This is a genomic window from Gordonia sp. NPDC062954, assembly GCF_044543825.1.
In the GTDB taxonomy this organism is placed as follows: domain Bacteria; phylum Actinomycetota; class Actinomycetes; order Mycobacteriales; family Mycobacteriaceae; genus Gordonia; species Gordonia tangerina.
Window position 1 is genome coordinate 19,119 of record NZ_JBITWL010000017.1, and the last position, 26,317, is coordinate 45,435.

Below are 26,317 nucleotides of genomic sequence, written 5' to 3' on the forward strand. Positions count from 1 at the left end.
CGCTACCCACCCTGCACCGCGGTGACGATTTCGATACCGGCACCCGCATGCAGGGCCGTGCTCCAGCTCCCCCGGGGAACAACCACGCCGTCGACTGCGACGGCGATACCTCGGTCCGGCAGACCCATACTCCTCAGCAGTTCCGCCACCGAGGCATCGGGCCGCAGGGTCATGTCCTCTCCGTTGACGGTGACCGTCATCATCTGTTCACTCCTTGGTTGATGGCGTCGCTCGCGTTCGTGGCCCCGACAGTGCGCCGGCCTGCAGCGCCGCGGAGTACGTCGAGGACCACATGAGCCGTATAGGGCGCCAACAGGATTCCGTTGCGGCCGTGGCCGGTGGCAACCAGCACCCGCTCATCGATGCGACGGATGATGGGGAGCCCGTCGACCGAACACGGACGCATGCCGGCACCGGCCTCGGCCAGCTCGTAGGTACGCAGACCGGGCATGAGGTCGACGGCGTCGGACAGCAGGTCCGTCACGCCGCCGACATCGGGGGCAAAGGCCGTCTCGTCGAACGGTTCGTACTGAGTGGCGCCGACAACGACGCCGTCCTGCCGCGGGACCAGATACACCGCCCGACCGTGCATCCGCGCTCGCACCACGTGCGTTGGCGGTGGCACCGACCACGTGGTCCGACGGAGCCGGAGGATCTCTCCCTTGGCCGCATGCAACGACACCTCCGGCACCAACGCGGACGTTCCCAATCCCGCGGCGACGAGGATGTCATCGGCGTCGGCCAGCTCGGCGAGATCACTGATCCGCCGCTCGACCACCTCACCACCGGCCGCCAGAAGCGCCTCCCGCAACGCGGCGAGCAATCGACGGTTGTCCACCGCGCCCTCACCGATGGCCAGATAGCCGCTGTGCAGCCGGGAGCTCACGGCCGATTCGAGTCGCCGTATCTCAGTCGGGCCCACCCGGCGCAGGTCGTCCTGGGCGCGCGGTCGGCGGGCCCAGACGAAGTCGGCGAGAGTATCGAGATGTTCGGCGTCGGCGGAGGACGCTGCGACGAACAGCGAGTCGGCGGCTGCCAGAACGCTGTGGCCGCCCAGACGGGACAGCAACTGCGGCCAGCGGCGCACCGACTCGGTGGACAATGCCAGCAGCTCGTCCTCCCCGGGATGCCCTTCACCCAGGGACCCGAGCATGCCCGCCGCCACCCATGCCGCCCGATGCTCGGCGCCGGCGTCAAACACCCGAACCCGCCAACCGGCGTCGGCAGCGGCCAACGCACAGGTCAAGCCGATGACACCGCCACCGATCACCGCCAGCAGGCCGGTGGCGGAGCCGGAATTGTCAGCAATCACGTCAGATCATCCTTCCTTCGCCGGCATTACCCGGATCAGGTCAAACGGTCAGCGGAGGATCGATCCGCACTCTCAGCCCGGCGCACCCCAGGCTCCCGTGTCGTTCCACCCCAGGCTACCGCCGTCGTTCTGGGCGTTGGCACGGCGGTGGCGACCCGGGGCCGCAGTCGTCTCGACTCCCACGGCTAGCGTGGCCACCGTGACCGACACCCGAAGCGCGCGGACCGCGCGGCTCGCCGACGCCCGCCTCTACCTGTGCACCGACGCCCGCCGGGAACGCGGAGACCTCGTCGACTTCGTGTCCGCTGCAGTCGCCGGCGGTGTCGACATCGTCCAGTTACGGGACAAGGGTTCGCCCGGCGAAGCGCAGTTCGGCACCCTCGAGGCCCGAGAGGAACTCGAGATCCTGGCACGTATGCGCGCCATCGCCCACCAGCACGGCGCGATGCTCGCGGTCAACGACCGCGCCGACATCGCCGCACTGTCACGCGCCGATGTCCTGCACGTCGGACAGGGCGACCTGCCCGCCAAGCTGGCCCGCCACATTGCCGGCGCCGACATCGCGATCGGCATCTCCACCCACGACGCAGCACAGTTACGCGACGCGGTCGACGATGACGACGTCGACTACTTCTGCGTCGGACCGTGCTGGCCCACGCCGACCAAACCCGGCCGGTCCGCCCCCGGCCTCGACCTCGTCCGTCAGGCAGCGGCGGTCGCGGCCGAGAAGCCGTGGTTCGCCATCGGCGGTATCGACGCCGACCGGCTCACTGCGGTGACCGATGCCGGAGCACGCCGGGCGGTGGTGGTCCGCGCGATCACCGCCGCCGACGAGCCACGCACGGCCGCCACGCAGTTGCGCGCTGCGCTGTAGGCCGTTGCGTCGACAACTCGGTTGCCGCGTTGCAGTGGTGCGGTCTATCGTGGTCGCCATCATGTTGTGCATGCAGAACGCGCTCGTAACCCGCCGCAGCGGGGTCTGAATCTGACCGACCCCCCGCTGCGGGGTCGTTGCGCATCTGCCCGTCGGTCTCTCCTCGACCGAACAGGCGAATTCCATGCACACCATCCAACGCACAACACATTCACGCACCGACCCGTTCGCGGCTCGGTTCGGTCAGTCGCTGCCACGCGGTATGCGCGAAGAGGCGACCGGCCTGAGCTGGGAAGGCTTCCTCGCCGAGTTCGCCCCGACCGGGGCAATCCGGCTGGGCACCTGGTCGACCCGACGGGACCGAGAAGACCTGGTCACCTGCCAGGCCACCATCGCCCACGCCGACGACATCATGTCGTTGCAGGCGACCGCGGCCGGCCCGATCGGGGCGATGACGTCGATGTTGCACGACATCGGGGCGCCGGTCCAGATCGTCGGACTCCATCAGCGTGAGTGCGCCGGGACCGTGACCACATTCCTGCTGTGCGAACACGACGACCGCCGATGCTGGGCGTACGGCACCGGACAGACCGCCGACGAGGCCAACGTCCGCGCACTCATCGCCGGGGCCAACCGGCTACGGCCGACGCGGTGACCGGCCCTGGTCCGATCCCACAACTGGGCCCGATTCCAGAGCTGGGCGGCGATTCCAGAGCTGGGCGGCGATTCCAGAGCTGGGCGGCGATTCTCAGCTCCGCGGATCGAGAGCGTTGATGCGTTCCTGCAGCATCGGCCAAGCATTCTCGAAACCCGGATGCAACGGCAGCTCGGAGATGTCGTCTTCCCGCACCCAGCGCAGCTCCGCGGACTCGAAGTTCGCCACAGTGTCCACCGGCTGATCAACCTCTGCGATCACCGTGGTGTACGTCCACCCGCTGGGCGCCTGGTGGGTGACGATCGCGGCAACCACCCGCAGCGCGCTGTCCCCGATACCGGCTTCCTCGTCGGCCTCTCGGATCGCCGTGTCAATCGCACTCTCATGAGAGTCGCGGGCACCGCCGGGCAAACCCCAGGTACCTCCCTGATGCGACCACACCGCCCGGTGCTGAAGCAGGATCCCGGTAGACCCGTCGGGCAGCGGCGCACGCAGCAACAGTCCCGCCGCACCATTGCGGCCCCAGTAGCGCGAACCGTCCGGATCGACCACCCAACCGTCGCCGTCTCCGCGCACTCTGCCTCCTGCTGCTCGTCGTCGCCCCAACACTCCAACCATGCGGCCCGGACGTCGTCCACCGTATGTGAGGCGGCCGGTACTGGCCAGAGTGCGAACGTGGAATTCACTCCGCCGACCCGATCCGCCGCTGGTCGACTCCCCTGACGATCCGAGCCGCACGCAATCCGAGAAGTGCGGGGACACGGCACCGCACGACGAGCCGGGCCCGCACCCGAGGACTAGGGTTGAGGCAGATGCCCGAACCGTGTCCCCGAGCTTTCGACGCAACGCCGGACATCGCGTTTCGCCTCTTGCCGAGAGACGAAACATATGGACCACACGCGGCGACAGACAAGGTGGAGACCGTGAACCCGACGCCGGCACGACCGGCACGATCGGAAAGTGACGCCGGAAAAATGGAGAGTTCGGAAGGAACCTGACGTGACCGGCGACGTCTCGCCCATGAGGACCGCGCTCACGCGTGCGGGCCGGACCATCCGGCCCAGTCCCACGGCGCCTCCGATCCGACAGGTGCTCTCCGACCGCCGCAACCTCGTCACCTCGACGCGTCAGCGGGCACAGTCCCCTCTGACGACGCTGCGCCACTACTCGGTCACCAGTCCGGGAAAGCTCATCCTGATCCTTGTGGTGCTCGCGATCTCGTGTGTGGCCACCGGTCTGTACGCCTCCACGACGCTGGAAGACCGCACCCAGACACTCCGGCTGATGATCGATCGCACCGAGCCGCTCGCCGAGGCCTCCCAGGTGCTCTACAGTTCACTGTCGATCGCCGACGCCTCGGCCAACTCGGCGTTCATCTCCGGCGGACTGGAATCGCCGGAATTGCGGACGCGATACGCCGACGCGCTCGCCACCGCGTCGTCGTCGCTGATCATCGCGGCCGGGTCGTCCGAAGAGGTCGAGCGAGCCACCAGCGCGGCCGCCTCCCGTGAGATCGACTCGGACCTCAACACCCTGGCCATCAGCATCCCGGTCTACAGCGGCCTGGTGGAGGTCGCCCGGACCAACAACCGTCTCGGCAATCCGGTCGGCTCGGCGTACCTCGGCGAGGCGTCGACCATGATGCAGGAGAAGATCCTGCCCGCCGCCCAGCGCCTCTACCAGCGTCGGTCGATGGCAATCGCCGATCCGCAGAGCGCGCTGACGAAACCCCCGTGGGGCGTGTACATCGCGCTGGTCGCCTTGATCGTCGGGCTCGTGGCCACCAGCCGCTATCTGGTCAGGCGCACTCGACGGCGATTCAACATCGGTGTGTTGTCGGCGTTGATCGCAGTCGTCGTGGGCACGGTGTGGCTACTGACCTCCGGGTTGATGTCGGTGGCCGCCACCAACAACGCGCGCGTGGACGGGGCGGCCCCATTGCGCGAGCTCACCTCGGCACGCATCCTCACCCAGCAGGCCAGGTCGGCGGAGACGCTGTCACTGGTGCGCCGCGGCGACCAGGAAGATCAGGACCGCACATTCACCGACACCACCGCCGCCATCGAGCGGCTCATCGACCGAGTGGAGCGCGAACGCGGTGATTCCAGCGTCGTCTCCGACGCGCAGATCTACAACGCCAACTATGTGCTCGACCGCTGGCGTGAACTCGATGCGCAGGTCCGCGCCCAGATGTCGGCAGGTGACTTCGCGCAGGCACGCACGATGACGATGGGCGACGGACGCAACACCACCGCACAGGCCTACCGCGACCTCGACCGCGCGCTCGTCGACAGCATCACCACCACCCGCCTGGCGTTCCGCGACGACATCAACACCGCGCAGCGCGTCCTCGGCTTCACCGGCTCCGGCATCCTCGGACTGACCCTGTTCGCCGGCGCCGCGGTGGGGATCGGACTGATCCCGCGAATCCGGGAGTACCGATGATCGACCGGTTCGAGGCTCGGGTGCGCATCAAGAAGCTGACGACGTCAGCGGTACTGGTCCTGGTGGTGGGTGCGGCCGCCACCGGCTGCGCCCGGTTCCCCGCACCGGAATCGCCGCCACCGGTCGCGTTCGGGACACGTCCGCTACCACCCGGTGCGCAGACCGATGTGCCGCGCGAGCCGGTGCCGAACTCGCAGAACTGCGACGCGACGGTGAGCCTGCGCCCCGGTGCGATACCACCGCCTGCCCGGATGCCGCGGGGCAGCACGATGGCGGAGATCCTGGACAGCGGACGGCTCATCGTCGGACTCGACATCGGCAGCAATCTGTTCAGTTTTCGCGACCCGATCAGCGGCGACATCCAGGGATTCGACGTCGACATCGCGCGCGCGATCTCGCGGGCCATCTTCGGCGACGAAGCCACCATCGAGTTCCGGGTCCTCAGTTCCGCCGACCGCACCCAAGCACTCGCCGACCACTCCGTCGACGTGGTGGTGAAGACGATGAGCATCACGTGTGACCGGCTACAGGATGTGTCGTTCTCAACCCCTTACTACGTTGCCTACCAACGCATTCTGTCGACCCGCAACTCCGGTGTCACCGAACCTCGGCAACTCGTCGGCAAACGCGTGTGCGCCGCCCGGGGCGCCACCTCCATCGGCCGAATACAGGCCATCGTGCCGCGCGTCAGAATGGTCACCACCACCACGTGGGCCGATTGCCTGGTGATGATGCAACAGGGTCAGGCCGACGCGGTCAGCACCGACGACGCCATCCTCGCCGGCCTCGCCGAACAGGACCCGTGGGTGCAACTCGTGGGGCCTAGTCTCGGCGTGGAGTACTACGGTGTCGGAATCCCGAAGGGCCAAGACGACATGGTGCGTTTCGTGAACGGAGTCCTCGAACAGCTCCGCAGCTCAGGACAGTGGCAAGAGATGTACGACCGCTGGTTGTCGATCCTGGGGCCGAGTAACGGACCGCCACAACCGGTGTACAGAGACTGACGGCATGACCGATGAGGAGACGACGGAGAGCATCCGACCGAGCGGCACTGGCCGATCGAGGTGACGTGCTGAGATGACAGGCTGAGATGACAGACGAGGAGTATCGCCCGCAGGCGCCGGCGTCCACAGCGGACGCGGGCGGGGCCGAGGTGGGCACGCAGGCGGTGAGCCGCGATGAGCTCTGCGACGACGAGCCCGCCGACGTGGGTACCCAGGCGGCGTCGGCAGCCGATCTCGACGTCGGCACCCAGCAGGCGTCGGTTGACGATCTCGATGTCGGCACCCAGCAGGCCGCCCTCGGCGATCTCGACGTCGGAACCCAGTACGCCGACGTTGGGAACGCAGATGACCAGGAAGACGGACCCACCGACCGGGTGTCGGGACGGTCCGGACCGACGATCCCGACCGACGTTATCTCCGCCCTCGGCTCAGGTCGGCGACTGGTGCCGCGCAACCGATCGATGGTGCACGATCGTCGTCTGGGCAGTGGACTCGTCGAGTTGCCCAAGATCACCGACATCGAGCCCGCAGATGCGGTGCTGACCCACCCGGTCATCGCGGAGAGCAAACGCACGTGCTGGCGATGTGGAAAACCGGTCGGACGCACCTCCGGTCCCGGTCAGGGCGATCTCACCGGCCAGTGTCCGCACTGCGGGGTGCGGTATTCGTTCGTGCCCGGCCTCGAACAGGGCACACTGGTTGCCGACCAGTACGAGATCGCCGGTGCCATCGCACATGGCGGCCTCGGCTGGATCTATCTGGCCATCGACCGCAACGTCTCCGACCGCCCCGTCGTGCTCAAGGGTCTGCTCAATTCGTCGGACTCCGAGGCGCAGGCGGTGGCTGTCGCCGAACGACAGTTCCTCGCGTCGGTGAACCACCCCGGCATCGTCAAGATCTACAACTTCGTGGAGCACGTCAACGAATTCGGTGACCGTTTCGGCTACATCGTGATGGAGTACATCGGCGGGCAGACCCTCAAACAGATCACTGCCGAGGACGAAGGCGGCACCGGGTTGCTGCCCGTCGAGCACGCGATGGCCTACATGCTGGAGGTACTGCCCGCCGTCGGTTACCTGCACTCCGTCGGCCTGGTCTACAACGACGTCAAACCCGAGAACATCATGGTCGGCAGCGACGAGGTGAAGCTGATCGACCTCGGTGCGGTGTCGGCGATCAACGGGTACGGACACCTGTACGGCACACCGGGTTTCCAGGCCCCCGAGATCGTCCGGACCGGCCCGCAGGTGGCCTCCGACATCTACAGCATCGGTCGCACCCTCGCGGCGCTCACCGTGGACATGCCCAAACGCAACGGCCGCTACCTCGACGGCCTGCCCTCCCCCGAAGACACCCCGGTGTTCCGAGATAATCCGTCGTATTACCTTCTGCTGCAACGAGCTACGGCCGAAGACCCTGCCGACCGGTTCGCCTCCACCGACGAGATGACGACCCAGGTCCTCAATGTGCTGCGCGAGATCGTCGCCGTGCACACGGGCGTGCCGCGCCCATCGTTGTCCACGGTGTTCACCCCGCAACGCTCGACGTTCGGTACCGATCTGATGTTGGCGCCGGTCGACGGTTTCTTCGATCCCGAACAGGCCGCGTTCTACGATCCTGTCGACATCGCCCGGGCGTTGCCGCTGCCGCTGGTCAATCCGGCCGATCCCGCGTCGAGCATGCTCACCTCGGCCGCGTTCTCCGATCCGCGCCAGACCCTGGACTCCATCCATGCGGCCCGCGCCGACGGCTTCTCGTCACTGCTCGGCCGCACCGACAAGCGCAAACACCCGTCCCTGGAGATCGATCTCGCCGAGGTGCGCGCGCATCTGGAACTCGACGACGTCGACACCGCCCTCGCTCTGTTGCGGGATGTCTCGGTGCACCACGGTGATTCGTGGCGCGTGCAATGGTATCTGGCCATCTGCGCGCTGATGAACGACGAGCCAGAGCTGGCCTATGAGCGGTTCAGCGATGTGCTGCAGGCGATGCCCGGCGAGGTGGCACCGAAGTTGGCGGTGGCCGGTACGGCCGAACTCATCGGCCGGTGGCTGTCGGATGAGGGTTTGCCGTCGGAGAGTCACGACGCACGCATAGCCGAACTGTTCGATGTCGCCGCACACCACTATCACGATCTGTGGCTCACCGACCACGGGATCGTGACCGCGGCCTTCGGGCTGGCACGGCTGGCGGTGGCCACCGGTGACGTCGCGTCGGCCATCGCACCGCTGGACGAAGTGCCGCCCACCAGCAGACATTTCAACACCGCACGCGCGACGGCGGTGATCGCACTGGTGCACGGCAGACCCACCGGCGAGATCACCCGCCAGCAGGTCGTCGAAGCCGCGCGACGAGTGGGCGTGATGCCCGAGGGCGAACCCCGCAAGCAGCGTCTGCTGCTCATCGTGCTCGGCACCGCCCTGGGCTGGGTGCACGAGAACCCCGACACCGATCCCACCCTTCAACCGACCACGCTGCTGGGATATCCGTTCACCGAGCAGGGCCTGCGGGCCGGCACCGAACGCAGTCTGCGAGCACTGGCCCGACAGACCCGGTCCAACCGAGATCACCGGTTCATGCTTGTCGACCTCGCGAACTACGTGCGGCCGGACACGCTCTTCTGAACACGCCACCCCTCGCTGATCCAGCAGCCCGAAGCCTGCCCCGCCGATCCAGAAGCCCAGAGCCCCCGCCCCGCTCATCGAGTAGCCCAAAGCCCCCGCCCCGCTCATCGAGTAGCCCAAAGCCCCCGCCCCGCTGATCCAGTAGCCCAAAGCCCCCGCCCCGCTGATCCAGTAGCCCAAAGCCCCCGCCCCGCTCATCGAGTAGCCCGAAGCCCCCGCCTCGCTGATCGAGACATCCCTGAAGGTTTGATGTCAAGCCGCGGCGGGGGTTTGGTCCTTCCATGCGGTGGCGGGGTCGTAGGGGATGCCGCGGGCCAGGCATCCGTGGAGTATGCCGACGAGGCGGTTGGCCAGTTGGCGTAGCGCGGCGTTGTGGTCGACGTCTCGTGCTCTCTGTTTGCGGTAGTAGGTGCGGGCGCCGTCGTCGTGCATGAAGGCTCCGTGGGCTTGGGCCATCAGCGCGTCGACGAGTCGGTCGTTGTGGATGTAACGCGCGGAGACGATCCGCGATTTACCCGACTGTCTCGTGATGGGGCTGGTGCCCGCCGCGTTGCGGCGGGCTTTGCTGTTGGCGAAACGTAGCGGGTCGTCCCCGAACTCGGCGAGCACCCGGGGTCCCACGGTCGGCCCCATGCCGGGCTGGCTGAGGTAGATCTCATGGTGCGGGTGCTGGGAAAAATGGGCATCGACCTCGCCGGCGAGCTCGTCGATCTGCTCGATCACCACACCGAGTACCGCCACCGAGGCACGTACCGAGGCCGCGTAGGCGTCGGTGACCCGATCAGGCTGGCCGAGGTGCTGTCCGCGTAGAATCTGTTGTATCGCAACAGCTTTGGCATCTTTGTTGCGGCGCCCCTTGAGGAGGGGCAGGATCTGGCTTTTGGTCAGCTTCGCTGCCCGCGCCGGGGTCGGAGCCTTGGCCAACAAGCCCAGGATCGGCCGGCTCGTCAATTCCAGATCCACCTCCGAGCACACCAGCAGGATCGCCGGGAAGTACTCGCGCAGCGCCGCACGCAACCGCAGCATGTGGCGTGTACGTTCCCAGATCATCGTCTGATGCGCGCGGGACACCACCTTGACCGCGTCCGCGATCTCGGAGTCTCCACCACTTTCGCGCAACTGGTGGCGACGACTGCGTAGCATCTCGGCCAGCGCATGAGCATCACCCTTATCGCTCTTGGCGCCCGAACTGACCACGATCTCGCGGTAACGGTGGGCCTGTTTGGGATCGACTCCGAACACCCGATACCCCGCAGCTATCAACGCGTTGACCCACGGACCGCGATCGACCTCGATACACACCAGCACCTGGTCAGACTGATCGTCCTCGTCCAAGAAGGTCGCCGCGATCTCACCGAACTTCGCGATCCCGGCGATCCCCTCAGGCAACCGCGCCCGCCGCAACACCTTCCCACCCTCGTCTTGGAACTCGACATCATGGTGGTCTTCGGCCCAATCATCCCCGACGAACAACACTGCCACTGACGGTGCCTCCTCACAGCTACCAAGCCTTCGACTGTTCAACACGGCAGCTAGCCGGAGGACCCTCGCGAACTAATGGCTCAGTGCTCACACCCCGAAACCGCATCGGAGCCGGCACGACATCCCAGCAGCAATCACACCCTCTCGGCCGACCACCAGGGGCACGGTCTCGATCCAGAACTCGCCATCAACGGTTCCGTAGCCACGAGTGCTCACCCAGCAGCAGCCACCAACACCAAGTCTGACCCAAAACTCACGACCAGACCCAGTAGCTCCCATTAGTAGCCCGAGGCGCTAGCCGAGGGCGTATCGAGATCAGACAACGCACCCGCTCGACCCAAAACAACGCCCAGTCAACGACATACGGCGCCCAACAAACGAGATACCGCGCCCACTCGACGGGAAAGGACGCCCACTCAACGCGGGGTGCTGACGACTTCGGCGGACTGTCGGGCGATGGCCAGTTCCTCGTTGGTGGGGACCACGAGCACCGACACGTCGGCATCGTCCGGCGAAATTCGCCGGGCATCTTTGCTGCGCAGGGCATTACGCTCGCGGTCGACGACGATCCCGTAGTTCTCCAGGCCCGCAAGCGCATCGGCGCGCACACTCGCCGCGTTCTCACCGACACCGGCGGTGAACGTGATTGCGTCCACCTTCCCCAACTCGATCATGTACGCGCCGATGTAGCGGCGCAGGCGATGGATGTAGACGTCGTAGGCGCGTCGTGCCGCCTCGTCGCCCTGCGCCATCTTCTCGGTGATGGTCCGGAAGTCGTTTTCGCCGCACAAACCCTTCAGCCCGGACTGCTTGTTGAGCAGCGTGTCGATCTGATCGACCCGGAGCTTCGCGACACGGTGCAGGTGCAGCACGATGCCCGGATCGACGTCACCGCTGCGGGTGCCCATCACCAATCCCTCGAGCGGGGTCATCCCCATCGATGTGTCCATCGGCCGACCACCGGCGATCGCCGACGCCGACGCCCCGTTGCCCAGATGCAGGACGATCTGATTGATCGACTCGAGTGGGCGTTCGAGGAACCCGGCCACCTGCTCCGAGACGTACTCGTGGCTGGTGCCGTGAAATCCGTAACGACGAATGGCGTGCATGCTCGCGACGCCGCGGTCGATGGCGTAGGTCGCGGCAGCGTCGGGCATGTCGTGGAAGAAAGCGGTGTCGAAAACCGCCACCGACGGCACCTCCGGCAACAAAGTCCGAGCTGCCTCGATGCCGATCAGGTTGGCTGGATTGTGCAGCGGCGCAAGGCTGGAGATTCGCGATATCTCCCCGATCACCTCGTTGTCGATCAGGGTCGGGCGGAAGAAGGTGCGTCCCCCGTGCACCACTCGATGGCCCACCGCCTGCAACCCGGCGCTGCGTAGATCCGTACCGTGATCGGTGAAGAACCGCATCGCCCGCTCGATGGCCGCATGGTGGTCGGGCAGCTCCGCCGACACGGTCTCGACGTCGCCGTCTTGTTCATGGGTGATCGAAGACCCGCTATCACCGATCCGTTCGGCGATGCCGTCAGCCACCACCTGCTGGCTATCGGGATGCACCAGTTGGTATTTCAGCGACGACGAACCGGCGTTGAGAACCAGCACCGCACCGGCGGCCACCGCGTTCATGCCGGCCCCTCCGCCACGGTCCCGGGTTCACCCTGGGCCTGGATGGCGGTGATCGCCACCGTGTTCACGATGTCGGAGACGAGCGCACCGCGGGACAGATCGTTGATCGGTTTGTTGAGGCCCTGGAGCACCGGGCCGATGGCGACCGCACCCGCACTGCGTTGTACCGCCTTGTAGGTGTTGTTGCCGGTGTTGAGATCCGGGAAGACGAGGACCGTGGCCTGCCCGGCCACCGGCGACTGCGGCATCTTGGTCGCCGCCACGCTCGGTTCCACCGCGGCGTCGTACTGGATGGGACCTTCCACCAGGACCTCCGGCGCTCGTTCTCGTACGAGATCGGTCGCTACCCGTACCTTGTCGACGTCGGCGCCGGAGCCGGACTCACCGGTGGAATACGAGAGCATCGCGACCTTGGGTTCGATCCCGAACTGCGCGGCCGTCTGCGCCGACGAGATGGCGATGTCGGCGAGTTGTTGATCCGTCGGGTCGGGCACCACCGCGCAGTCGCCGTAGGCGAGCACCTTGTCGGCCAGACACATGAAGAACACGCTGGAGACCGTGTTGACGCCGGGCTTGGTCTTGATGATCTCAAAGGCCGGCCGGATCGTGTGTGCGGTGGTGTGCACCGCCCCGGACACCATACCGTCGGCGATTCCGGTGTGTACCATCATCGTGCCGAAATACGAGACGTCGTGCATCATCTCGGCTGCTCGCTCCACGTCCATCCCGCGGTGCTTGCGAATCTCGGTGTACTGGGCGGCGAAATCATCCAGCAGGTCCGACGATGCGGGATCGATCACGTCCACACCGTCGAGGTCGACACCGAGTTCCTGTGCGCGCGTCTGTATCCGGTCCGGTGGGCCGAGCAGGGTGAGGCGGGCGACGCTACGTCGCACCAGGTGTCCGGCTGCGCGCAGAATCCGGTCCTCCTCACCTTCGGGCAACACGATGTGCTTGGGGTTCGCCCGCGCGCGGGCGATGAGGCCGTACTCGAACATCTGTGGGGTGACCACCGATGGCGCCCGCACGTCGAGCACCTTCAGCAACGCCTCCGGGTCGATGTTGCGTTCCATCAACCCCAGGGCCGCATCTATCTTGCGCACCGAATCTCGACCGAGCCGCCCCCGGGTGTGCGCGGCGGTGCGCGCCGTCTCGTAGGTGCCATGTCCGCACGCGATGATCGGCAGTGTCGGTTTGAGGCCTTTCACGAGCGCCTCGATCATCGGATGCGGCCGCAGACCGCCGTTGAGGATGATTCCCGACAGTCTCGGGAAGCTTTGCGCGGTATTGGCGTTGACGAGCGCCAGCAGGACGTCGGAACGGTCGGCGGGCGTGATCACCACCATCCCGTCGGTCAGCCGCTCCAGGATGTGCTCGACGGTCATGCCACCGGCCATCACGTTGAGGGCCTCCCGGTCGAGCAGGGCCTCGTCGCCGCTGTACATGTGCGCACCGAGCGCGGTTTTGAGTTCACCGATCGTGGGGGCGAACAACACCGGGTTCTCCGGCAGACACCAGGTCGGCACCCCGGTCTTGGCGACCTCACGATTGGTGACGTCGAGCAGCTCCGGTTCGCAACGGTTCACCACGATGGCCGCCGTGGTCGCATGCGCGGCGGAGATCTCGGTGAGCAGCAGCTCGGCCAGACCGTGCATCTCCACGGCGCTGCGCCCAGACGCCTTGACCGCCAAGATGATCGGCGCTGAGAGGTTGGCCGCGATCCGCGCGTTGTAGCTCAGCTCCGACGGGTTTCCGACGTCGGTGTAGTCGGACCCGACGATCAGGACGGTGTCGCAGGACGCTTCGACGGCGTGGAAGCGGGCCACGATCTCCCCGATCGCCGCTTCCGGGTCGTCGTGCACCTGCTCGTAGGTGACGCCGATGCGGTCTTCGTAGGGCAGATCCACCGAGTCCCGATCCATCAGCAGATCGAGGATGTAGTCTCGTTCGCCGCCGCTGGCCCGGGAGATGGGACGGAACACACCGACCCGCCCGCCACGCGCCGACAACAGCGCCAGCAACCCGAGCGCGATGGTCGACTTGCCGGTGTCCCCTTCGGCCGAGGCGAGGTAGATGCTGCGCGACTCGACGGTGTCTGCACCCATGGACTCAGCCTATCGACGATCCGGCGACCACAGGGAGTGCTCGCTGGTGAATTCCAGTTGGATCGATCACGCACGAGGTCGGCATTCGCAGGTCAGAGCAGGATGCCGGGGTTGCAGACGCCGTCGGGGTCCAAAGTGCGTTTGACCGCGCGCAGCGCCTCGACCGCGAGTGTGCCGATCTCGTCGTGATAGGTGTCGCGGTGGTCGCGGCCGACACCGTGATGATGGGTGATGCTGGCGCCGGATGCGCGGATCGCGGTGTTGGCAGCCGCTTTCGCCGCCGCCCATTGCTCGATCGGGTTCGCCGTCTGCGGGCAGACGACGGTGAAGTAGAGCGAGGCGCCGGCCGCATACACATGGCTGATGTGACACATCACCAGCGGCTCGGTTCCCAGGTCGGCGAGGGTGGTGGTCACCGCATCGGTGACCGCGGCTTTGACCTCCGCCAACCGGGACCAGTAGGTGACGGTCTCCAGGGTCTCCACCAGCACGCCGGCGTCGAGCAGCGGGTCACGCAGATACGGTGCGCGGAACCGACCGGCCCGCCACGCCTGCCCCGGCTCTGTTCCGGCGTAGGTGCCACCGGCCTGACCCAACACCTCGGCGGTCGCGTCACGGCGGCCGTCCACCTCCGCCACCGCTCCCTCATAGCCGACGACCGCCAGACATCCGCCGGTGGCGCCGCCGAGGTCGTCGGGGTCGGCGAGGTTGATGGCGGTCTCCACCTCGTCGGACAGCCGCAGCACGGTGGGCATCGGCCCGTCCTGGGCGAGTGCCCGCAGAGCGGCTGCGCCGGCGTCGAAGTCGGCGAAGCGCCAGCCCTCGAAAACCCGACGGGTGGGTGTCGGGTGGATGCGGACGGTGACCTCGGTGATGATCCCGAACGCCCCTTCCGATCCGAGGACGAGGTGGCGCAGGTCCGGGCCGGCCGCCGACCGGGGTGCCGTGCCGAACTCGACGGTGCCACGCGGGGTGGCGAGCACCAGATGCTCCACCATCTCGTCGAAGCGACCGTAGCCGGCCGACGACTGACCGGCCGATCGGGTGGCCGCGTACCCGCCGATGCCGGCGCCCGCGTAGGACTGCGGGAAATGCCCGAGGGTGAACCCGTTGGCGCGCAGCAATTCTTCGGCGCGCACGCCACGCAGGCCGGCCTGCAGTGTCGCGGTGCGGGAGATCTCGTCGACCTCCACGAGCTGGTCGAGCCGGTGCAGGTCCACCGACACGACCCCGGCGAACCCGGCACGCTGCGGCGTGAGACCGCCCACCACCGAGGTGCCCCCGGTGAACGGCACCACCGCGACCCGGTGGTGGGCGCACAACTCGAGCAGCCGCACCACGTCGTCGTGGTTTGCGGGTGCGACGACCAGATCGGGGGCGTCGCTGCCGTCACCGCCGCGCAGCGTGAGCAGATCGGTTGTCGAGTATCCACGGGTGTGATCGATGCGATCACGGTGGTCTGCGCTGACATTCGACGCTCCGAGCAGTTTCACCAGCGCGGTGCGGACCGCCTCGGGCACCACGGGTTCGGCGAGCACGACCGCGTCGGGGTCGACACCGGTATCGGCGACCGCATCGGCACCGGCGAGCGCGGCGGCCGCGGCCGGAAGGTCGGCCGGGGTCGTCGGATCACCCCACCGGGGGCGGTGCATCGTCACGGCCCGCAGCGCGGTCTCGTCGTCGGATGTGTTCGACAAGCTCGGTTCGTCGGACATCGGCCCACCTCCTCGTGCGTTACACATTCAGCGTAACTGTCACTCAGGTGGCGGCGTCGGTCACCTCACGATGGCGCGCACCACCAGGTCGGCGACGTCATCGTCGGAGAGCGCACTGTCCGGGATGAGCATCAACGAGTAGATCGTGCGGACCAGGAACTCGGCGGCCCCGCGCGGGTCGGGCCGGAGTTGCGCGGCGATCTCGGGCTGCAGATCGGGCAGGGTCTGCTCCACGATCTGGTGGATCAGTGTCGGGCCCGCCGCAGCTTCGGTGGCCACGAGCGCCCGCACCACCTCTTCGGGTTCGTTGCGCAGCACGTACTGCAGGGCCTCGTGTTCACGGATGTAGGGCAGCACGTTGCGCACCTGCGCACGCACCTTGCCGGCCGCGTCGGGCTCGGCGTCGGCCCACTCGCGCAGTTTGACCCGCAAGGTCACGACCTCACGCTCGACGATCGCGGCGATCAGCGCATCCTTGCCACCGAACATCCGGTACGCCGTCGCCCGCGCGACCCCGGCCTGCCGCGCGACCGAGGTCAGGCTCAGCGCCTTCGCCCCGAACCGCGACACCAGCGCCACGCCGACGTCCACCATGCGGTCCCGTTCCATGGGCAATCACGGTATCGGACGAATCGCGCGATCCGCGGCCACCGCGACCGGTACCGTCAAGCGCCCCCCGAGGCCGGTTACGCTCGAGCGCCCGTCACACCGAGAGCTTGCGCAGCCGGGGTGCCAGGTCCTTTTCGAAGTTCTCCAGGAAACGACGCTGGTCGTGCCCGGGCGCGTGGAACACGAGGTGATTGAGCCCCGAGTCGGTGTAGAACTTGACCTTTTCCACCGCCTCGTCCGGGTCGGACGCCACGATCCACCGCTTGGCGACCTGCTCGATGGGCAACTCGTCGGCCAACCGCTCCATCTCCGTCGAGCTGTTCACGCTGTGCTTCTGCTCGGCGGTCAACGACAGTGGCGCCCAGAACCGGGTGTTCTCCAGCGCCAATTCCGGGTCCGGATCGTAGGAGATCTTGATCTCGATCATCCGGTCGATCTGCTCGAAATCGCGTGCGGCCTTCTCCGCGCCTTCCTTGACCGCCGGGATCAGCTTCTCCTGATACAGCTCGGCACCCTTGCCCGACGTGCAGATGAACCCGTCACCTGCCCGACCGGCATAGCGGGCGACCACCGGGCCACCGGCGGCCACGTACACCGGGATCGGCTGCTCGGGCACGTCGTACATGTAGGCGCCCTGCGTCTTGTAGTACTCACCGTCGAAGTTCACCTCCTCGCCAGTCCACAACTCACGCATCAGCCTGATCGACTCACGCAGCCGGGCGAAACGCTCCTTGAACTCCGGCCACTCACCCTGAAATCCGGTCGCGTACTCGTTGAGCGCTTCACCGGTACCCACACCGAGCATGATCCGACCCGGATACATGCAGCCCATCGACGCGAACGCCTGCGCGATCACCGCCGGGTTGTAGCGGAACGTCGGCGTCATCACCGACGTCCCGATCTGCACCCGCTTGGTGCGCTCGCCGACCGCGGCCATCCACGCCAACGAGAACGGGGCATGACCACCGTTGTGCCGCCACGGCTGAAAGTGATCGCTTACCGTCACCGAATCGAGCCCGTGCTCCTCGGCCAACACGGCGATCTCCACGAGTTCCCGCGGATCGAACTGCTCCGCCGACGCCTTGAGACCGAGTTTGAGTTCTGCTGCCACGCTGTTACCTCGTTTTCGTCCATCACGTATTCGTTCGTCCCCGATCGATCACTCCGTATCCAACCTACTCAGGCTCAGCGCACGCGGTTCGTCCCCCGGGTACCGCTTCCTCCGGCGGTGGCAGAAGGACAACGAACAGGTGTCGGCGGACGCACCGTTTGCGCCGGTGGACCTCAAGTTGACTTGAGGTTCTACCGTGGTGGCATGAGCATGCAGTCGGTCGCATGGGACACCATGTACAAGACGATGAACGCGCCGCAGGGCCGCACGCTGCGCGGTGAACGGCGAGCCACGATGCGTCGGATCGGCGGCTTCGCGAAACCACATCGTCGGCGCATCGTGCTGTTCCTCGGGTTGTCGGTGTTCACCGCCTTGCTGACGGTGGCGACGCCGCTATTGGCCGGGCGAGTGGTCAATATGATCACCGGTGGTGGCAGCGGCAGTGCCATCGCCGGACTGGCGCTGCTGATCGCGGGTATCGCGCTCGTCGAGGCCGGCGCGGGGATCGCGCTGCGGTGGTTGTCGGCCAACATCGGTGAGGGACTCATCCTGGACCTGCGCCGTGCGGTGTTCGACCACGTGCAGAAGATGCCGGTCGCCTTCTTCACCCGCACGCGGACCGGCGCCCTGGTCAGCCGACTCAACAACGACGTCATCGGCGCACAGCGCGCATTCAGCGACACGCTGTCGGGGGTGGTGTCGAACGCGGTGACGCTGGTGCTCACGCTGGGCGTGATGATCGCGATCAGCTGGCAGATCACTCTGCTCGCGCTGGTCCTGTTGCCCATCTTCGTGGTGCCGGCGCGGCGCATGGGCAAACGGATGGCGGCACTGTCGCGCGAGGCTGCCGAGCACAACGCGCGCATGTCGACGCAGATGACCGAGCGGTTCTCGGCTCCGGGTGCGACGTTGGTCAAGTTGTTCGGGCGCCCGGAGGTGGAGTCGGCGGAGTTCGCCGATCGCGCCGACCGGGTGCGCGACATCGGCGTGCGGCGCGCGATGCTGCAGAACTATTTCATGACGGCGCTGACGTTGGTGTCCGCGCTCGCCCTCGCTCTGGTCTACGGGCTGGGCGGTTGGCTGGCGGTCGGCGGACACCTGTCGGCGGGCGCCGTGGTGTCGCTGGCGCTGCTGCTGACCCGGATGTATGCACCGCTCACCGCGCTGGCGAACGCGCGAGTGGAAATCATGAGCGCGTTGGTCAGTTTCGAGCGTGTCTTCGAGGTGCTGGACCTGACGCCGCTGATCGCCGACGCACCCGATGCGCGTGCGGTGCCGGCGGGCCCGGTGTCGGTGCGCTTCGACGACGTGTCCTTCGCCTACCCGTCGGCCGACAAGGTGTCGCTGGCGTCGCTGGAAGAGGTTGCGCAACTGGACAACCGCGGCGGATCGACGGTGCTGCACAACATCGACCTCGAGGTGCCGGAGGGCACCATGACCGCGCTGGTGGGCAGTTCGGGCGCCGGCAAGTCGACCATCGCCAATCTCGCGACCCGGCTCTACGACGTCGATTCCGGCTCGATCACTCTCAACGGGGTCGATCTGCGCGATCTGCGCAGCGCCTCGGTACACCGCACCGTCGGATTGGTGACGCAGGACGGTCACCTGTTCCACGACACGGTTCGAGCCAACCTGGCCTTGGCGAATCCGGCCGTGTCCGAATCGCAGATCTGGGACGCATTGCGTCGCGCGCGACTCGACGAACTCGTGTCGGCACTGCCCGACGGCCTCGACACCGTCGTCGGCGAGCGGGGTTACCGACTGTCTGGCGGCGAACGGCAGCGGCTGACCATCGCGCGGCTGCTGTTGGCCCAACCGTCGCTGGTGATCCTCGATGAGGCCACCGCGCATCTGGACTCGACGTCGGAGGCGGCGGTGCAGGAGGCGCTGGCCGAAGCCCTGGTCGGTCGGACATCGATCGTGATCGCCCACCGACTCTCGACGATCCGGGCCGCCGACGAGATCGCGGTCCTCGAGGGCGGACACATCATCGAACGTGGCGATCACGCGTCCCTGCTGGCCCGCAACGGCCGTTACGCCGAGCTGTACCGCACCCAGTTCGCCGACGACACCGGCGGCGATGAGCACGAACTGACCGCCTGAGCCTGCCGAGAGAACCCCACATCTCGCCGAGAGCATCCGGCCGGACGCACGCCGGTCACTGCTCCGGAGTCGCCGCCCAACTGTGAAAAGCAAGGTCGCGCACCACGATCACCGGACCGTCGGGCCGGTCGGCGCGGTAGTGGGAGTACTTCGCGGCGAGGCGGTCGATCGCACGTGTGCCGAGTTCACTTTCGGCGTCGACCACCTCCGCGCGGCCGTCGACGCGAACCCACCAGAGCGCGGACCACTCCTCGGTGTAGTGGTCGGCGAGCAGCGACACGGCCGGGTTCGCCACGATATTGGCAAGTCGACGTAGCCGCTGGGTCCGTTTGGGCTTGTGATCGACGCACGACACCACGATGTCGTCGAACAGCGCGAAGACCACCGGAACGAGGTGTGGCCGGACGTCGGCGCCCACTGTGGCCAGGCGCGCCACTCGAGCCGATGCGAACCGGTCTCGCGCGGACATCACCGGGAGTTGCCCGCCGACGACGCTCGCGGCACGAGCGCGGGTTCTGTCGGTGACATTTCGGGTTCTGTCGGCGACGCAAGGGTCATTCGGTCGGGGTGTCGCCGGGGCGGGTGTCGTCGGTGCGCGGCTGCCGGCTCGGCGGGCGCGGCCGCCGGAACTGCAACACGATCAGTCCGATGTTGACCACCACGATGGCGATTCCCAGACCCACCCAGACCCATCGCCCTTCCTGCCACCAATTGACCGTCAACAAGGCCACGCAGACCAGCAAGATCGCCGACCCGACGATGGTCATCCCGCGGGAAAAGGTCTGCGCTCCGCGTGCGAAGTCGTTGTTGATCATCGAAAAATGCTCATCTCAGGTGTTGACTACGATCACCACCGCGATCGCGACGGCCACCACCACTATCCCAACGATCAGGAACGTGACATGCGAGGGGCCGGGCATCTCGCCACCGTCACGCAGGGCGTTCATCGTGCGTCGCCACCGCCACGCACCGAGCAGGGCGATGGCACAACCCAATCCAACCATCACCAGCCCCAGCGCAGTCTCCAGCACGGGATGTTCGATGTCGGCGGCGACATAGACCACGGCAACCCCTGCCGCCATGAACCCCAACGCGGTGCGCACCCAGGCGAGCACCGTGCGTTCGGCGGCCAGCGTGAAACGCGCATCGATGGCGCCGGGCACCGTCGGGGCGCTCGCGCCGGTGGTCTTCGGGGCGGTCTGAGACTCAGCCGGCCCGTTGGCCCTCTCGGTGCTCAGTGTCCTTGGCCTTTCGGATGGCGTCGGCGGCAAACGCCGCGATCACGTCGATGGCGTGCATGCTCTCCGGGTGCCGGGTGGAAAGCACCGGGAACGCGTGCACCTGCCAAGCGTAGCTGTGGGCCACGGTGTCGACACCCGCATCATCGAGCGTCTCGACGAGCTCGATGACGTCGGCTTCGAGCATCTCCCCCTCGGCGGTGACCATCACCGTCGGCGGGAACGCCGCATCGGCGAGGTCGGTGATGCGGCGCACCCCGTTGAAGACCACCGGACCACGCGCGAACAGCGGTGCGAGCTCGGCCATCTTGCTGCGCGGGATGTAGGCGTCGGAGCGGCTGGACCGATCCGGGTGGGTGCCGACGTCGAGGTCGAGCAACGGCGAAATCCCCACGAAGGCGGTGGGCATCGGCAGTCCCTCGTCGATGGCGGCCTCGATCACCTTGCCGGCCAGGAAGCCGCCCGCGGAGTCACCCGCGACGATGACGCGCCGGTAGCCCCGTTCCGACACCAGTTCTCGGTAGGCGCCGACGGCGTCGGCCACCGAGGTACCGACCCCGGCCGCGGGCAGCTGGCGATACTCCACCGAGAACACCGGCAGCTCGCAGGATCGCGACAGCCGACTCGCGATCGAGCGGTGCGAGCCCAGTCCGCAGACCACGAACGCGCCGCCGTGCAGATAGAGGATGGCTGTCTCCGCATCGCGCCGCGATGGTCCCGCGGGCAGGATGAGTTCGACCGGACGACCCGCCAGCGTCATCCGCTCACGCACCACGCCGGCCGGGCGCGGCCCGACCGCGAGCGCCCGGTCTATCAGGAACAGACCCGCCATCCCCGGCCTGTTCAGCGGCCACAGCGAGAGTGTGGGGCGCAGCAGACCGCGGCTGCCGACCCACATGGCATAGGACAGCAGACTCGGGGCGCGGTGATGCACGATCGGCATGGCTCACATCCTCGTCGTCTGGCGATCGGCGGTACGCATTGCCGACGCAGCACGTCCGTTGCTCACATGCTGAGATGGCGTCAGTGCGAAAACTACACGGATCGGGCGTTCCGATCTCGGTTTCGTAGACCGTTTACCACACCATCGATGGGCGCAAACGTCGCGGTGCGTGCGCCACGCCCCGTTCACCTGCGTCACAGACACTGCTGGGAGCTCTCGGTTATATTCTCCGTTCCATGCCGAATCGATGGTGGTGATACGTGGTCATTCCGGCCCAGTTCCTGTTGTCGTCGCAGGCCAGCGCACCGCGAACCCTGTGCGACGTCCTCGATGACACCGCTCGGTCGTACCCGGATTCACCGGCCATCGACGATGGTGACCTGACTCTCACCTACTCCGAGTTGCTCGCTTTGGTACGCCGCGGCGCCGAGAACCTCGGTGACGCGGGAGTCGGCCGCGGCGGGCGTGTCGGCATCCGGATGCCCTCGGGCAGCCGCGATCTGTACGTGGCGATCTTGTCCACGCTCTACGCCGGGGCCGCCTACGTTCCGGTCGACGCCGACGACCCCGCCGAACGTGCGGAGCTCGTCTTCGGTGAGGCGGGCGTGGACGCCATCATCGACGCCGAGGGTGTGCACCCGACCGAAGGACGCACGCCGGTCCCGGCGCAGCGCCCGACGGTCGATGACGACGCGTGGATCATCTTCACCTCGGGTTCCACCGGTACCCCGAAGGGTGTGGCCGTCACCCACCGCAATGCGGCCGCGTTCGTCGACGCCGAGGCCCGCATGTTCCTCGTCGACGACCCGCTGGGGCCCGAGGACCGGGTACTGGCTGGACTGTCGGTGGCCTTCGACGCCTCCTGCGAGGAGATGTGGCTGGCCTGGCGTTACGGGGCCTGTCTGGTGCCTGCACCCCGATCGCTGGTGCGCAGCGGCATGGATCTCGGACCATGGTTGGTGCAGCGCGACGTCACGGTGGTGTCGACGGTGCCCACACTGGCATCGCTGTGGCCGCCGGAAGCGCTCGAGGCCGTGCGGCTGCTGATCTTCGGCGGCGAGGCCTGCCCGCCGGAACTGGCCGAGCGGCTGGCCGTCGAGGGCCGCGAGGTGTGGAACACCTACGGTCCCACCGAGGCCACCGTGGTGGCGTGCGCGGCACCGCTCGATGGCCGCGGCCCGGTGCGTATCGGATTGCCACTGCCGGGTTGGGATCTGGCCGTGGTGGGAGCCGATGGCCAGCCGGTGGGCGAGGGCGAGGTCGGTGAACTCGTCATCGGTGGCGTCGGCCTGGCACGTTATCTGGACCCGGCCAAGGACGCCGCGAAGTACGCACCGATGCCGACCCTGGGTTGGGAACGGGCCTATCGCAGCGGCGACCTCGTGCGGCTCGATCCGGCCGGTCTGCTGTTCCAGGGTCGCGCCGACGACCAGGTGAAGGTCGGTGGGCGGCGCATCGAGCTCGGCGAGATCGACAATGCGCTCCAACAGCTTCCGGGCGTCAGTGGCGCGGCCGCGGCGGTCCGCAAGTCGGCCGCCGGCAACAGTCTGTTGGTGGGCTATCTGGTGTCGCCGCACCCCGACTTCGACGTCGCCGCCGCACATCGACTGCTCACCGAACAGCTGCCGGCGCCCATGGTTCCTCGGCTGGCGCTGGTGGATGAACTCCCGACACGAACGTCGGGCAAGGTGGACCGCAATGCGCTGCCCTGGCCGCTCCCGGGGAGCTCTGGTGCGACAAAAAAAGACGATGACGGTGACGATCTCACCGACACCGAGGCCTGGATGGCCCAACGATGGACCGACGTCCTCGGCGTCACCGTCGACGACGCGAAGGCCGACTTCTTCGCCGAAGGTGGCGGCTCCCTGGCCGCCGCGCAGCTGGTAACCGCACTGCGGGAACGCTATCCCGATATCACCGTCGCCGACCTCTACGACCATCCTCGTCTGGGTTCGCTGGCCGAACTGCTCGACGGTCGCACCCCGGTGACGGTCGTGCAGGAACGTGACATCACGCCGACCCCGCGCAGCACCGGCTGGGCACAGATCCTGCTGTCGGTGCCGCTCACCACCCTCACCGGTCTGCAGTGGGCGACCTGGCTGGGCGTGGTCAACAACATCGCGGTGGAGGTGGTGGCGCGCGCCGACCGGGATGTGCCGTGGCTGGTTCCGGTGAACTGGTGGGTACTGCTCGTGGCGTTCCTGCTGTTCATCACCCCACCCGGCCGGATGGTGATCGCCGCGGCCGGCGCGCGTCTGCTCCTGGCCGGGGTGACTCCCGGCAGCTACCCGCGCGGCGGAAGCACCCATCTGCGGTTGTGGGTGGCCGAACGCCTGCTCGACGCAAGCGGTGCGGCCAACCTGTCCGGTGCACCGTGGATGATCTATCTGGCCCGCGCCCTCGGCGCCACCGTCGGCCGGGGCGTCGACCTGCACACCATTCCGCCGGTGACCGGCTTCCTCACCATCGGCGAGGGTGCGTCGGTGGAACCCGAGGTGGACATCGCCGGATGGTGGATCGACGGCGACACCGTCCACATCGGTGAGATCGTCATCAAACGCGGCGCCTCCATCGGGGCACGATCGACGTTGCTTCCGGGCGCAGTGATCGGACGCGACGCCGAGGTTGCTGCCGGGTCGGCAGTTCGTGGTCGGGTCAAGGCACGCCAGCACTGGGCGGGCTCACCGGCGGTGAAGGTCGGCAAGGCCGATCACCCGTGGCCCGAACACCGACCACCGCGCGGTTCGATGTGGGTGCCGATCTTCGGACTGTCGTCGATGGTGCTGGCCGCGATCCCGCTGATCGCGCTGGCCGCCGGACTCGCGGTGATGGGCTCGTGGGCCATCCATGCCGATCGGCTACGCAGCGTCGCCCTGCGCTGCCTGGCCCTGCTGCCGGCCGCCACCGTGACCAGCCTGCTCGTGTTCGCGTTGATCACCGCGATCTTGGTGCGGCTGCTGTCGATTGGGCTCACCAAGGGCTATCACCCGGTGCGATCACGCGTCGGCTGGCAGGTGTGGATGACCGAACGCTTGATGGACGCGTCTCGCACCTACCTGTTCCCGCTGTACGCGAGCCTGTTGACGCCGTGGTGGTTCCGGTTACTCGGGGTCAAGGTGGGTGCGGGCACCGAGATCTCCACCGCGCTGGTGTTGCCGAAGTTCACCACGGTCGGCGACGGAGCGTTTCTCGCCGACGACACGATGGTGGCGTCCTACGAACTCGGCGGCGGATGGCTGCACATCGACGAGGCCAAGATCGGCAAGCGGTCGTTCCTGGGCAACTCCGGGATGACCGGACCGGGACGTAAGGTGCCGAAGAACGGCTTGGTCGCGGTGTTGTCGGCGACGCCGGATCGCGCCAAGTCGGGGTCGAGCTGGCTGGGCAGTCCCCCCGTCCGATTGCGGCGCACCACCGCCGAGACCGACACGTCACGCACGTTCGATCCCCCGGTGCGTTTGAAGGTGGCCCGCGCCGTGGTGGAGACCCTGCGCATCATCCCGGTGATGGTGTCGTTCGGACTCGGCCTGTTCATGCTGTTGGGGCTGCAGTACATCGGTCAGCATGTGTCCTGGTGGGCGGCGGACCTGCTCAGCGGTGTGCTCCTGTTGGTGGCCGGCGCGGCCGCATGCTGCATCGCGGCGGCGGCGAAATGGTTGGTGGTGGGTCGGATCCGGGTGTCGGAGCATCCGCTGTGGAGTTCGTTCGTGTGGCGCAACGAGTTGTCTGACGCGTTCGTGGAGACCGTCGCCGCCCCGTGGTTCGCCAATGCGGCCACCGGCACACCGATCCTGAACCTCTGGCTACGCATGCTGGGTGCCCGGATCGGCCGCGGTGTGTGGTGCGAGACCTATTGGCTGCCGGAGGCCGATCTGGTGACCCTCGGCGACGGCGCCACGGTCCAGCGCGGGTGTGTGGTGCAGACGCATCTGTTCCACGACCGGGTGATGGCAATCGATCGGGTCACCCTGGAGGCCGGTTCCACGCTGGGTCCGCACTGTGTGGCGCTGCCCGCGTCAGGCCTGGGCGAGAGCGCGACCGTCGGGCCCGCGTCGTTGGTGATGCGCGGCGACGTCGTCCCCGCTCACACCCGCTGGCAGGGCAACCCCATCGCCCCGTGGCGGAAGTGACCGCGCCCCACCGATGATCGAGTAGCCCGCGAGCCGCCAGGCGAGCGAGCGTATCGAGATCCTCGGATCGAGTAGCCCGCGAGCCGCCAGGCGAGCGAGCGTATCGAGATCGTCGTCACCGGATCTCGATACGCCTCGCCTAGCGGCTCGGCTACTCGATCGGCGGATAAAGCCGCGCGCGGAACCGCCTACGGATGACACCGCGTACGGAACCGCCGACCGCTGGACCGGTGTGTCGACCCCGCCGACGGATGAAGCCGCGTGCCGACCCGCCGACGGATGACACCGCGTGCGGAACCGCCGACGGATGACACCGCGCGCCGACCCGCCGACGGCTGG

At 67.4% G+C, this 26,317-nt stretch carries 20 protein-coding genes and 1 riboswitch; of the genes, 7 read left to right on the forward strand and 13 right to left on the reverse strand.

The genetic code is table 11. From position 1 onward, the window contains the following. Nucleotides 1-2 precede the first annotated feature (2 nt). Both thiS and thiO read right to left on the reverse strand, forming a co-directional pair. A complete protein-coding gene (gene thiS / locus ACIGKQ_RS16205) occupies nucleotides 3-200 on the reverse strand; it encodes a sulfur carrier protein ThiS (RefSeq protein ID WP_287016344.1) in 198 nt (65 codons plus the stop codon). Further along, complete coding sequence (thiO, locus tag ACIGKQ_RS16210) at nucleotides 200-1,309, reverse strand: glycine oxidase ThiO (RefSeq protein ID WP_396574497.1); 1,110 nt, start codon at nucleotides 1,307-1,309, stop codon at nucleotides 200-202. The genes thiS and thiO overlap by 1 nt, the downstream gene beginning before the upstream one ends. Then, nucleotides 1,308-1,420: riboswitch (TPP riboswitch) on the reverse strand. (Overlaps the previous gene by 2 nt.) An 82-nt stretch (nucleotides 1,421-1,502) precedes the next feature. Here thiO and thiE point away from each other — a divergent pair. Continuing rightward, nucleotides 1,503-2,186 (forward strand): thiamine phosphate synthase, encoded by a 684-nt coding sequence (gene thiE, locus ACIGKQ_RS16215; protein WP_396574448.1) that lies wholly within the window; start codon nucleotides 1,503-1,505, stop codon nucleotides 2,184-2,186. A 184-nt stretch (nucleotides 2,187-2,370) separates the two neighbouring features. Continuing rightward, nucleotides 2,371-2,841 (forward strand): hypothetical protein, encoded by a 471-nt coding sequence (locus ACIGKQ_RS16220; protein ID WP_396574449.1) that lies wholly within the window; start codon nucleotides 2,371-2,373, stop codon nucleotides 2,839-2,841. Nucleotides 2,842-2,934: 93 nt separating this feature from the next. Here ACIGKQ_RS16220 and ACIGKQ_RS16225 read toward each other — a convergent pair whose 3' ends face one another. Further along, nucleotides 2,935-3,417: an NUDIX hydrolase gene (locus ACIGKQ_RS16225; protein ID WP_266062730.1), complete on the reverse strand. Its 483-nt coding sequence runs from the start codon at nucleotides 3,415-3,417 to the stop codon at nucleotides 2,935-2,937. A gap of 423 nt (nucleotides 3,418-3,840) precedes the next feature. On the opposite strand from ACIGKQ_RS16225, the gene ACIGKQ_RS16230 reads away from it, so the two are divergent. The 3 genes from ACIGKQ_RS16230 to ACIGKQ_RS16240 all read left to right on the forward strand — a co-directional run bounded on the left by ACIGKQ_RS16230 (nucleotide 3,841) and on the right by ACIGKQ_RS16240 (nucleotide 8,914). Continuing rightward, entirely contained in the window at nucleotides 3,841-5,286 is a 1,446-nt protein-coding gene (locus ACIGKQ_RS16230) for a hypothetical protein (RefSeq protein ID WP_396574450.1), read from the forward strand. Beyond that, nucleotides 5,283-6,290: a glutamate ABC transporter substrate-binding protein gene (locus ACIGKQ_RS16235; protein WP_396574451.1), complete on the forward strand. Its 1,008-nt coding sequence runs from the start codon at nucleotides 5,283-5,285 to the stop codon at nucleotides 6,288-6,290. The genes ACIGKQ_RS16230 and ACIGKQ_RS16235 overlap by 4 nt, the downstream gene beginning before the upstream one ends. A gap of 86 nt (nucleotides 6,291-6,376) precedes the next feature. Next, nucleotides 6,377-8,914 (forward strand): tetratricopeptide repeat protein, encoded by a 2,538-nt coding sequence (locus ACIGKQ_RS16240; RefSeq protein WP_396574452.1) that lies wholly within the window; start codon nucleotides 6,377-6,379, stop codon nucleotides 8,912-8,914. Between the two features lie 252 nt (nucleotides 8,915-9,166). On the opposite strand, the gene ACIGKQ_RS16245 is transcribed toward ACIGKQ_RS16240, so the two are convergent. The 6 genes from ACIGKQ_RS16245 to fgd all read right to left on the reverse strand — a co-directional run bounded on the left by ACIGKQ_RS16245 (nucleotide 9,167) and on the right by fgd (nucleotide 17,564). Then, entirely contained in the window at nucleotides 9,167-10,390 is a 1,224-nt protein-coding gene (locus ACIGKQ_RS16245) for an IS110 family transposase (protein WP_396574498.1), read from the reverse strand. A 422-nt stretch (nucleotides 10,391-10,812) separates the two neighbouring features. After that, nucleotides 10,813-12,024, reverse strand: a complete 1,212-nt coding sequence (locus ACIGKQ_RS16250) for an acetate kinase (protein WP_396574453.1) — start codon at nucleotides 12,022-12,024, stop codon at nucleotides 10,813-10,815. Then, complete coding sequence (gene pta / locus ACIGKQ_RS16255) at nucleotides 12,021-14,129, reverse strand: phosphate acetyltransferase (RefSeq protein ID WP_396574454.1); 2,109 nt, start codon at nucleotides 14,127-14,129, stop codon at nucleotides 12,021-12,023. Before pta ends, ACIGKQ_RS16250 begins: the two co-directional genes overlap by 4 nt. A gap of 92 nt (nucleotides 14,130-14,221) precedes the next feature. Next, nucleotides 14,222-15,844 (reverse strand): FAD-binding oxidoreductase, encoded by a 1,623-nt coding sequence (locus ACIGKQ_RS16260; protein WP_396574455.1) that lies wholly within the window; start codon nucleotides 15,842-15,844, stop codon nucleotides 14,222-14,224. Between the two features lie 60 nt (nucleotides 15,845-15,904). Further along, on the reverse strand, nucleotides 15,905-16,453 hold the full coding sequence (locus ACIGKQ_RS16265; protein ID WP_235721835.1) for a TetR/AcrR family transcriptional regulator: 549 nt from the start codon (nucleotides 16,451-16,453) through the stop codon (nucleotides 15,905-15,907). A 94-nt stretch (nucleotides 16,454-16,547) separates the two neighbouring features. Then, on the reverse strand, nucleotides 16,548-17,564 hold the full coding sequence (gene fgd / locus ACIGKQ_RS16270) for a glucose-6-phosphate dehydrogenase (coenzyme-F420) (protein ID WP_396574456.1): 1,017 nt from the start codon (nucleotides 17,562-17,564) through the stop codon (nucleotides 16,548-16,550). Between the two features lie 204 nt (nucleotides 17,565-17,768). Between fgd and ACIGKQ_RS16275 the strand changes: the two genes are divergently transcribed. Then, the gene (locus ACIGKQ_RS16275; protein WP_396574457.1) at nucleotides 17,769-19,667 is read left to right on the forward strand and encodes an ABC transporter ATP-binding protein; all 1,899 of its coding nucleotides are present in this window, start codon (nucleotides 17,769-17,771) and stop codon (nucleotides 19,665-19,667) included. Nucleotides 19,668-19,722: 55 nt separating this feature from the next. On the opposite strand, the gene ACIGKQ_RS16280 is transcribed toward ACIGKQ_RS16275, so the two are convergent. From ACIGKQ_RS16280 to ACIGKQ_RS16295, 4 genes are all read right to left on the reverse strand, one after another. Beyond that, nucleotides 19,723-20,136 (reverse strand): TIGR03668 family PPOX class F420-dependent oxidoreductase, encoded by a 414-nt coding sequence (locus ACIGKQ_RS16280; protein WP_396574458.1) that lies wholly within the window; start codon nucleotides 20,134-20,136, stop codon nucleotides 19,723-19,725. 85 nt (nucleotides 20,137-20,221) lie between these two features. Then, nucleotides 20,222-20,482: a hypothetical protein gene (locus tag ACIGKQ_RS16285; RefSeq protein WP_266062739.1), complete on the reverse strand. Its 261-nt coding sequence runs from the start codon at nucleotides 20,480-20,482 to the stop codon at nucleotides 20,222-20,224. Nucleotides 20,483-20,497: 15 nt separating this feature from the next. Further along, nucleotides 20,498-20,830: a YidH family protein gene (locus ACIGKQ_RS16290; protein ID WP_235721830.1), complete on the reverse strand. Its 333-nt coding sequence runs from the start codon at nucleotides 20,828-20,830 to the stop codon at nucleotides 20,498-20,500. Nucleotides 20,831-20,873: 43 nt separating this feature from the next. Continuing rightward, complete coding sequence (locus tag ACIGKQ_RS16295; RefSeq protein WP_266062740.1) at nucleotides 20,874-21,848, reverse strand: alpha/beta hydrolase; 975 nt, start codon at nucleotides 21,846-21,848, stop codon at nucleotides 20,874-20,876. A 260-nt stretch (nucleotides 21,849-22,108) separates the two neighbouring features. Between ACIGKQ_RS16295 and ACIGKQ_RS16300 the strand changes: the two genes are divergently transcribed. Continuing rightward, a complete protein-coding gene (locus tag ACIGKQ_RS16300; RefSeq protein WP_396574459.1) occupies nucleotides 22,109-25,978 on the forward strand; it encodes a Pls/PosA family non-ribosomal peptide synthetase in 3,870 nt (1,289 codons plus the stop codon). Nucleotides 25,979-26,317 lie beyond the last annotated feature (339 nt).

What these genes read in the sequence shown, in the direction of transcription:
- thiS (WP_287016344.1), bottom strand. Translation starts at nt 200, where the DNA reads ATGACGGTCACCGTCAACGGAGAGGACATGACCCTGCGGCCCGATGCC.
- ACIGKQ_RS16220 (WP_396574449.1), top strand. Translation starts at nt 2,371, where the DNA reads ATGCACACCATCCAACGCACAACACATTCACGCACCGACCCGTTCGCG.
- ACIGKQ_RS16235 (WP_396574451.1), top strand. Translation starts at nt 5,283, where the DNA reads ATGATCGACCGGTTCGAGGCTCGGGTGCGCATCAAGAAGCTGACGACG.
- ACIGKQ_RS16240 (WP_396574452.1), top strand. Translation starts at nt 6,377, where the DNA reads ATGACAGACGAGGAGTATCGCCCGCAGGCGCCGGCGTCCACAGCGGAC.
- ACIGKQ_RS16250 (WP_396574453.1), bottom strand. Translation starts at nt 12,024, where the DNA reads ATGAACGCGGTGGCCGCCGGTGCGGTGCTGGTTCTCAACGCCGGTTCG.
- pta (WP_396574454.1), bottom strand. Translation starts at nt 14,129, where the DNA reads ATGGGTGCAGACACCGTCGAGTCGCGCAGCATCTACCTCGCCTCGGCC.
- ACIGKQ_RS16260 (WP_396574455.1), bottom strand. Translation starts at nt 15,844, where the DNA reads ATGTCCGACGAACCGAGCTTGTCGAACACATCCGACGACGAGACCGCG.
- ACIGKQ_RS16265 (WP_235721835.1), bottom strand. Translation starts at nt 16,453, where the DNA reads ATGGAACGGGACCGCATGGTGGACGTCGGCGTGGCGCTGGTGTCGCGG.
- ACIGKQ_RS16275 (WP_396574457.1), top strand. Translation starts at nt 17,769, where the DNA reads ATGAGCATGCAGTCGGTCGCATGGGACACCATGTACAAGACGATGAAC.
- ACIGKQ_RS16280 (WP_396574458.1), bottom strand. Translation starts at nt 20,136, where the DNA reads ATGTCCGCGCGAGACCGGTTCGCATCGGCTCGAGTGGCGCGCCTGGCC.
- ACIGKQ_RS16285 (WP_266062739.1), bottom strand. Translation starts at nt 20,482, where the DNA reads ATGATCAACAACGACTTCGCACGCGGAGCGCAGACCTTTTCCCGCGGG.
- ACIGKQ_RS16295 (WP_266062740.1), bottom strand. Translation starts at nt 21,848, where the DNA reads ATGCCGATCGTGCATCACCGCGCCCCGAGTCTGCTGTCCTATGCCATG.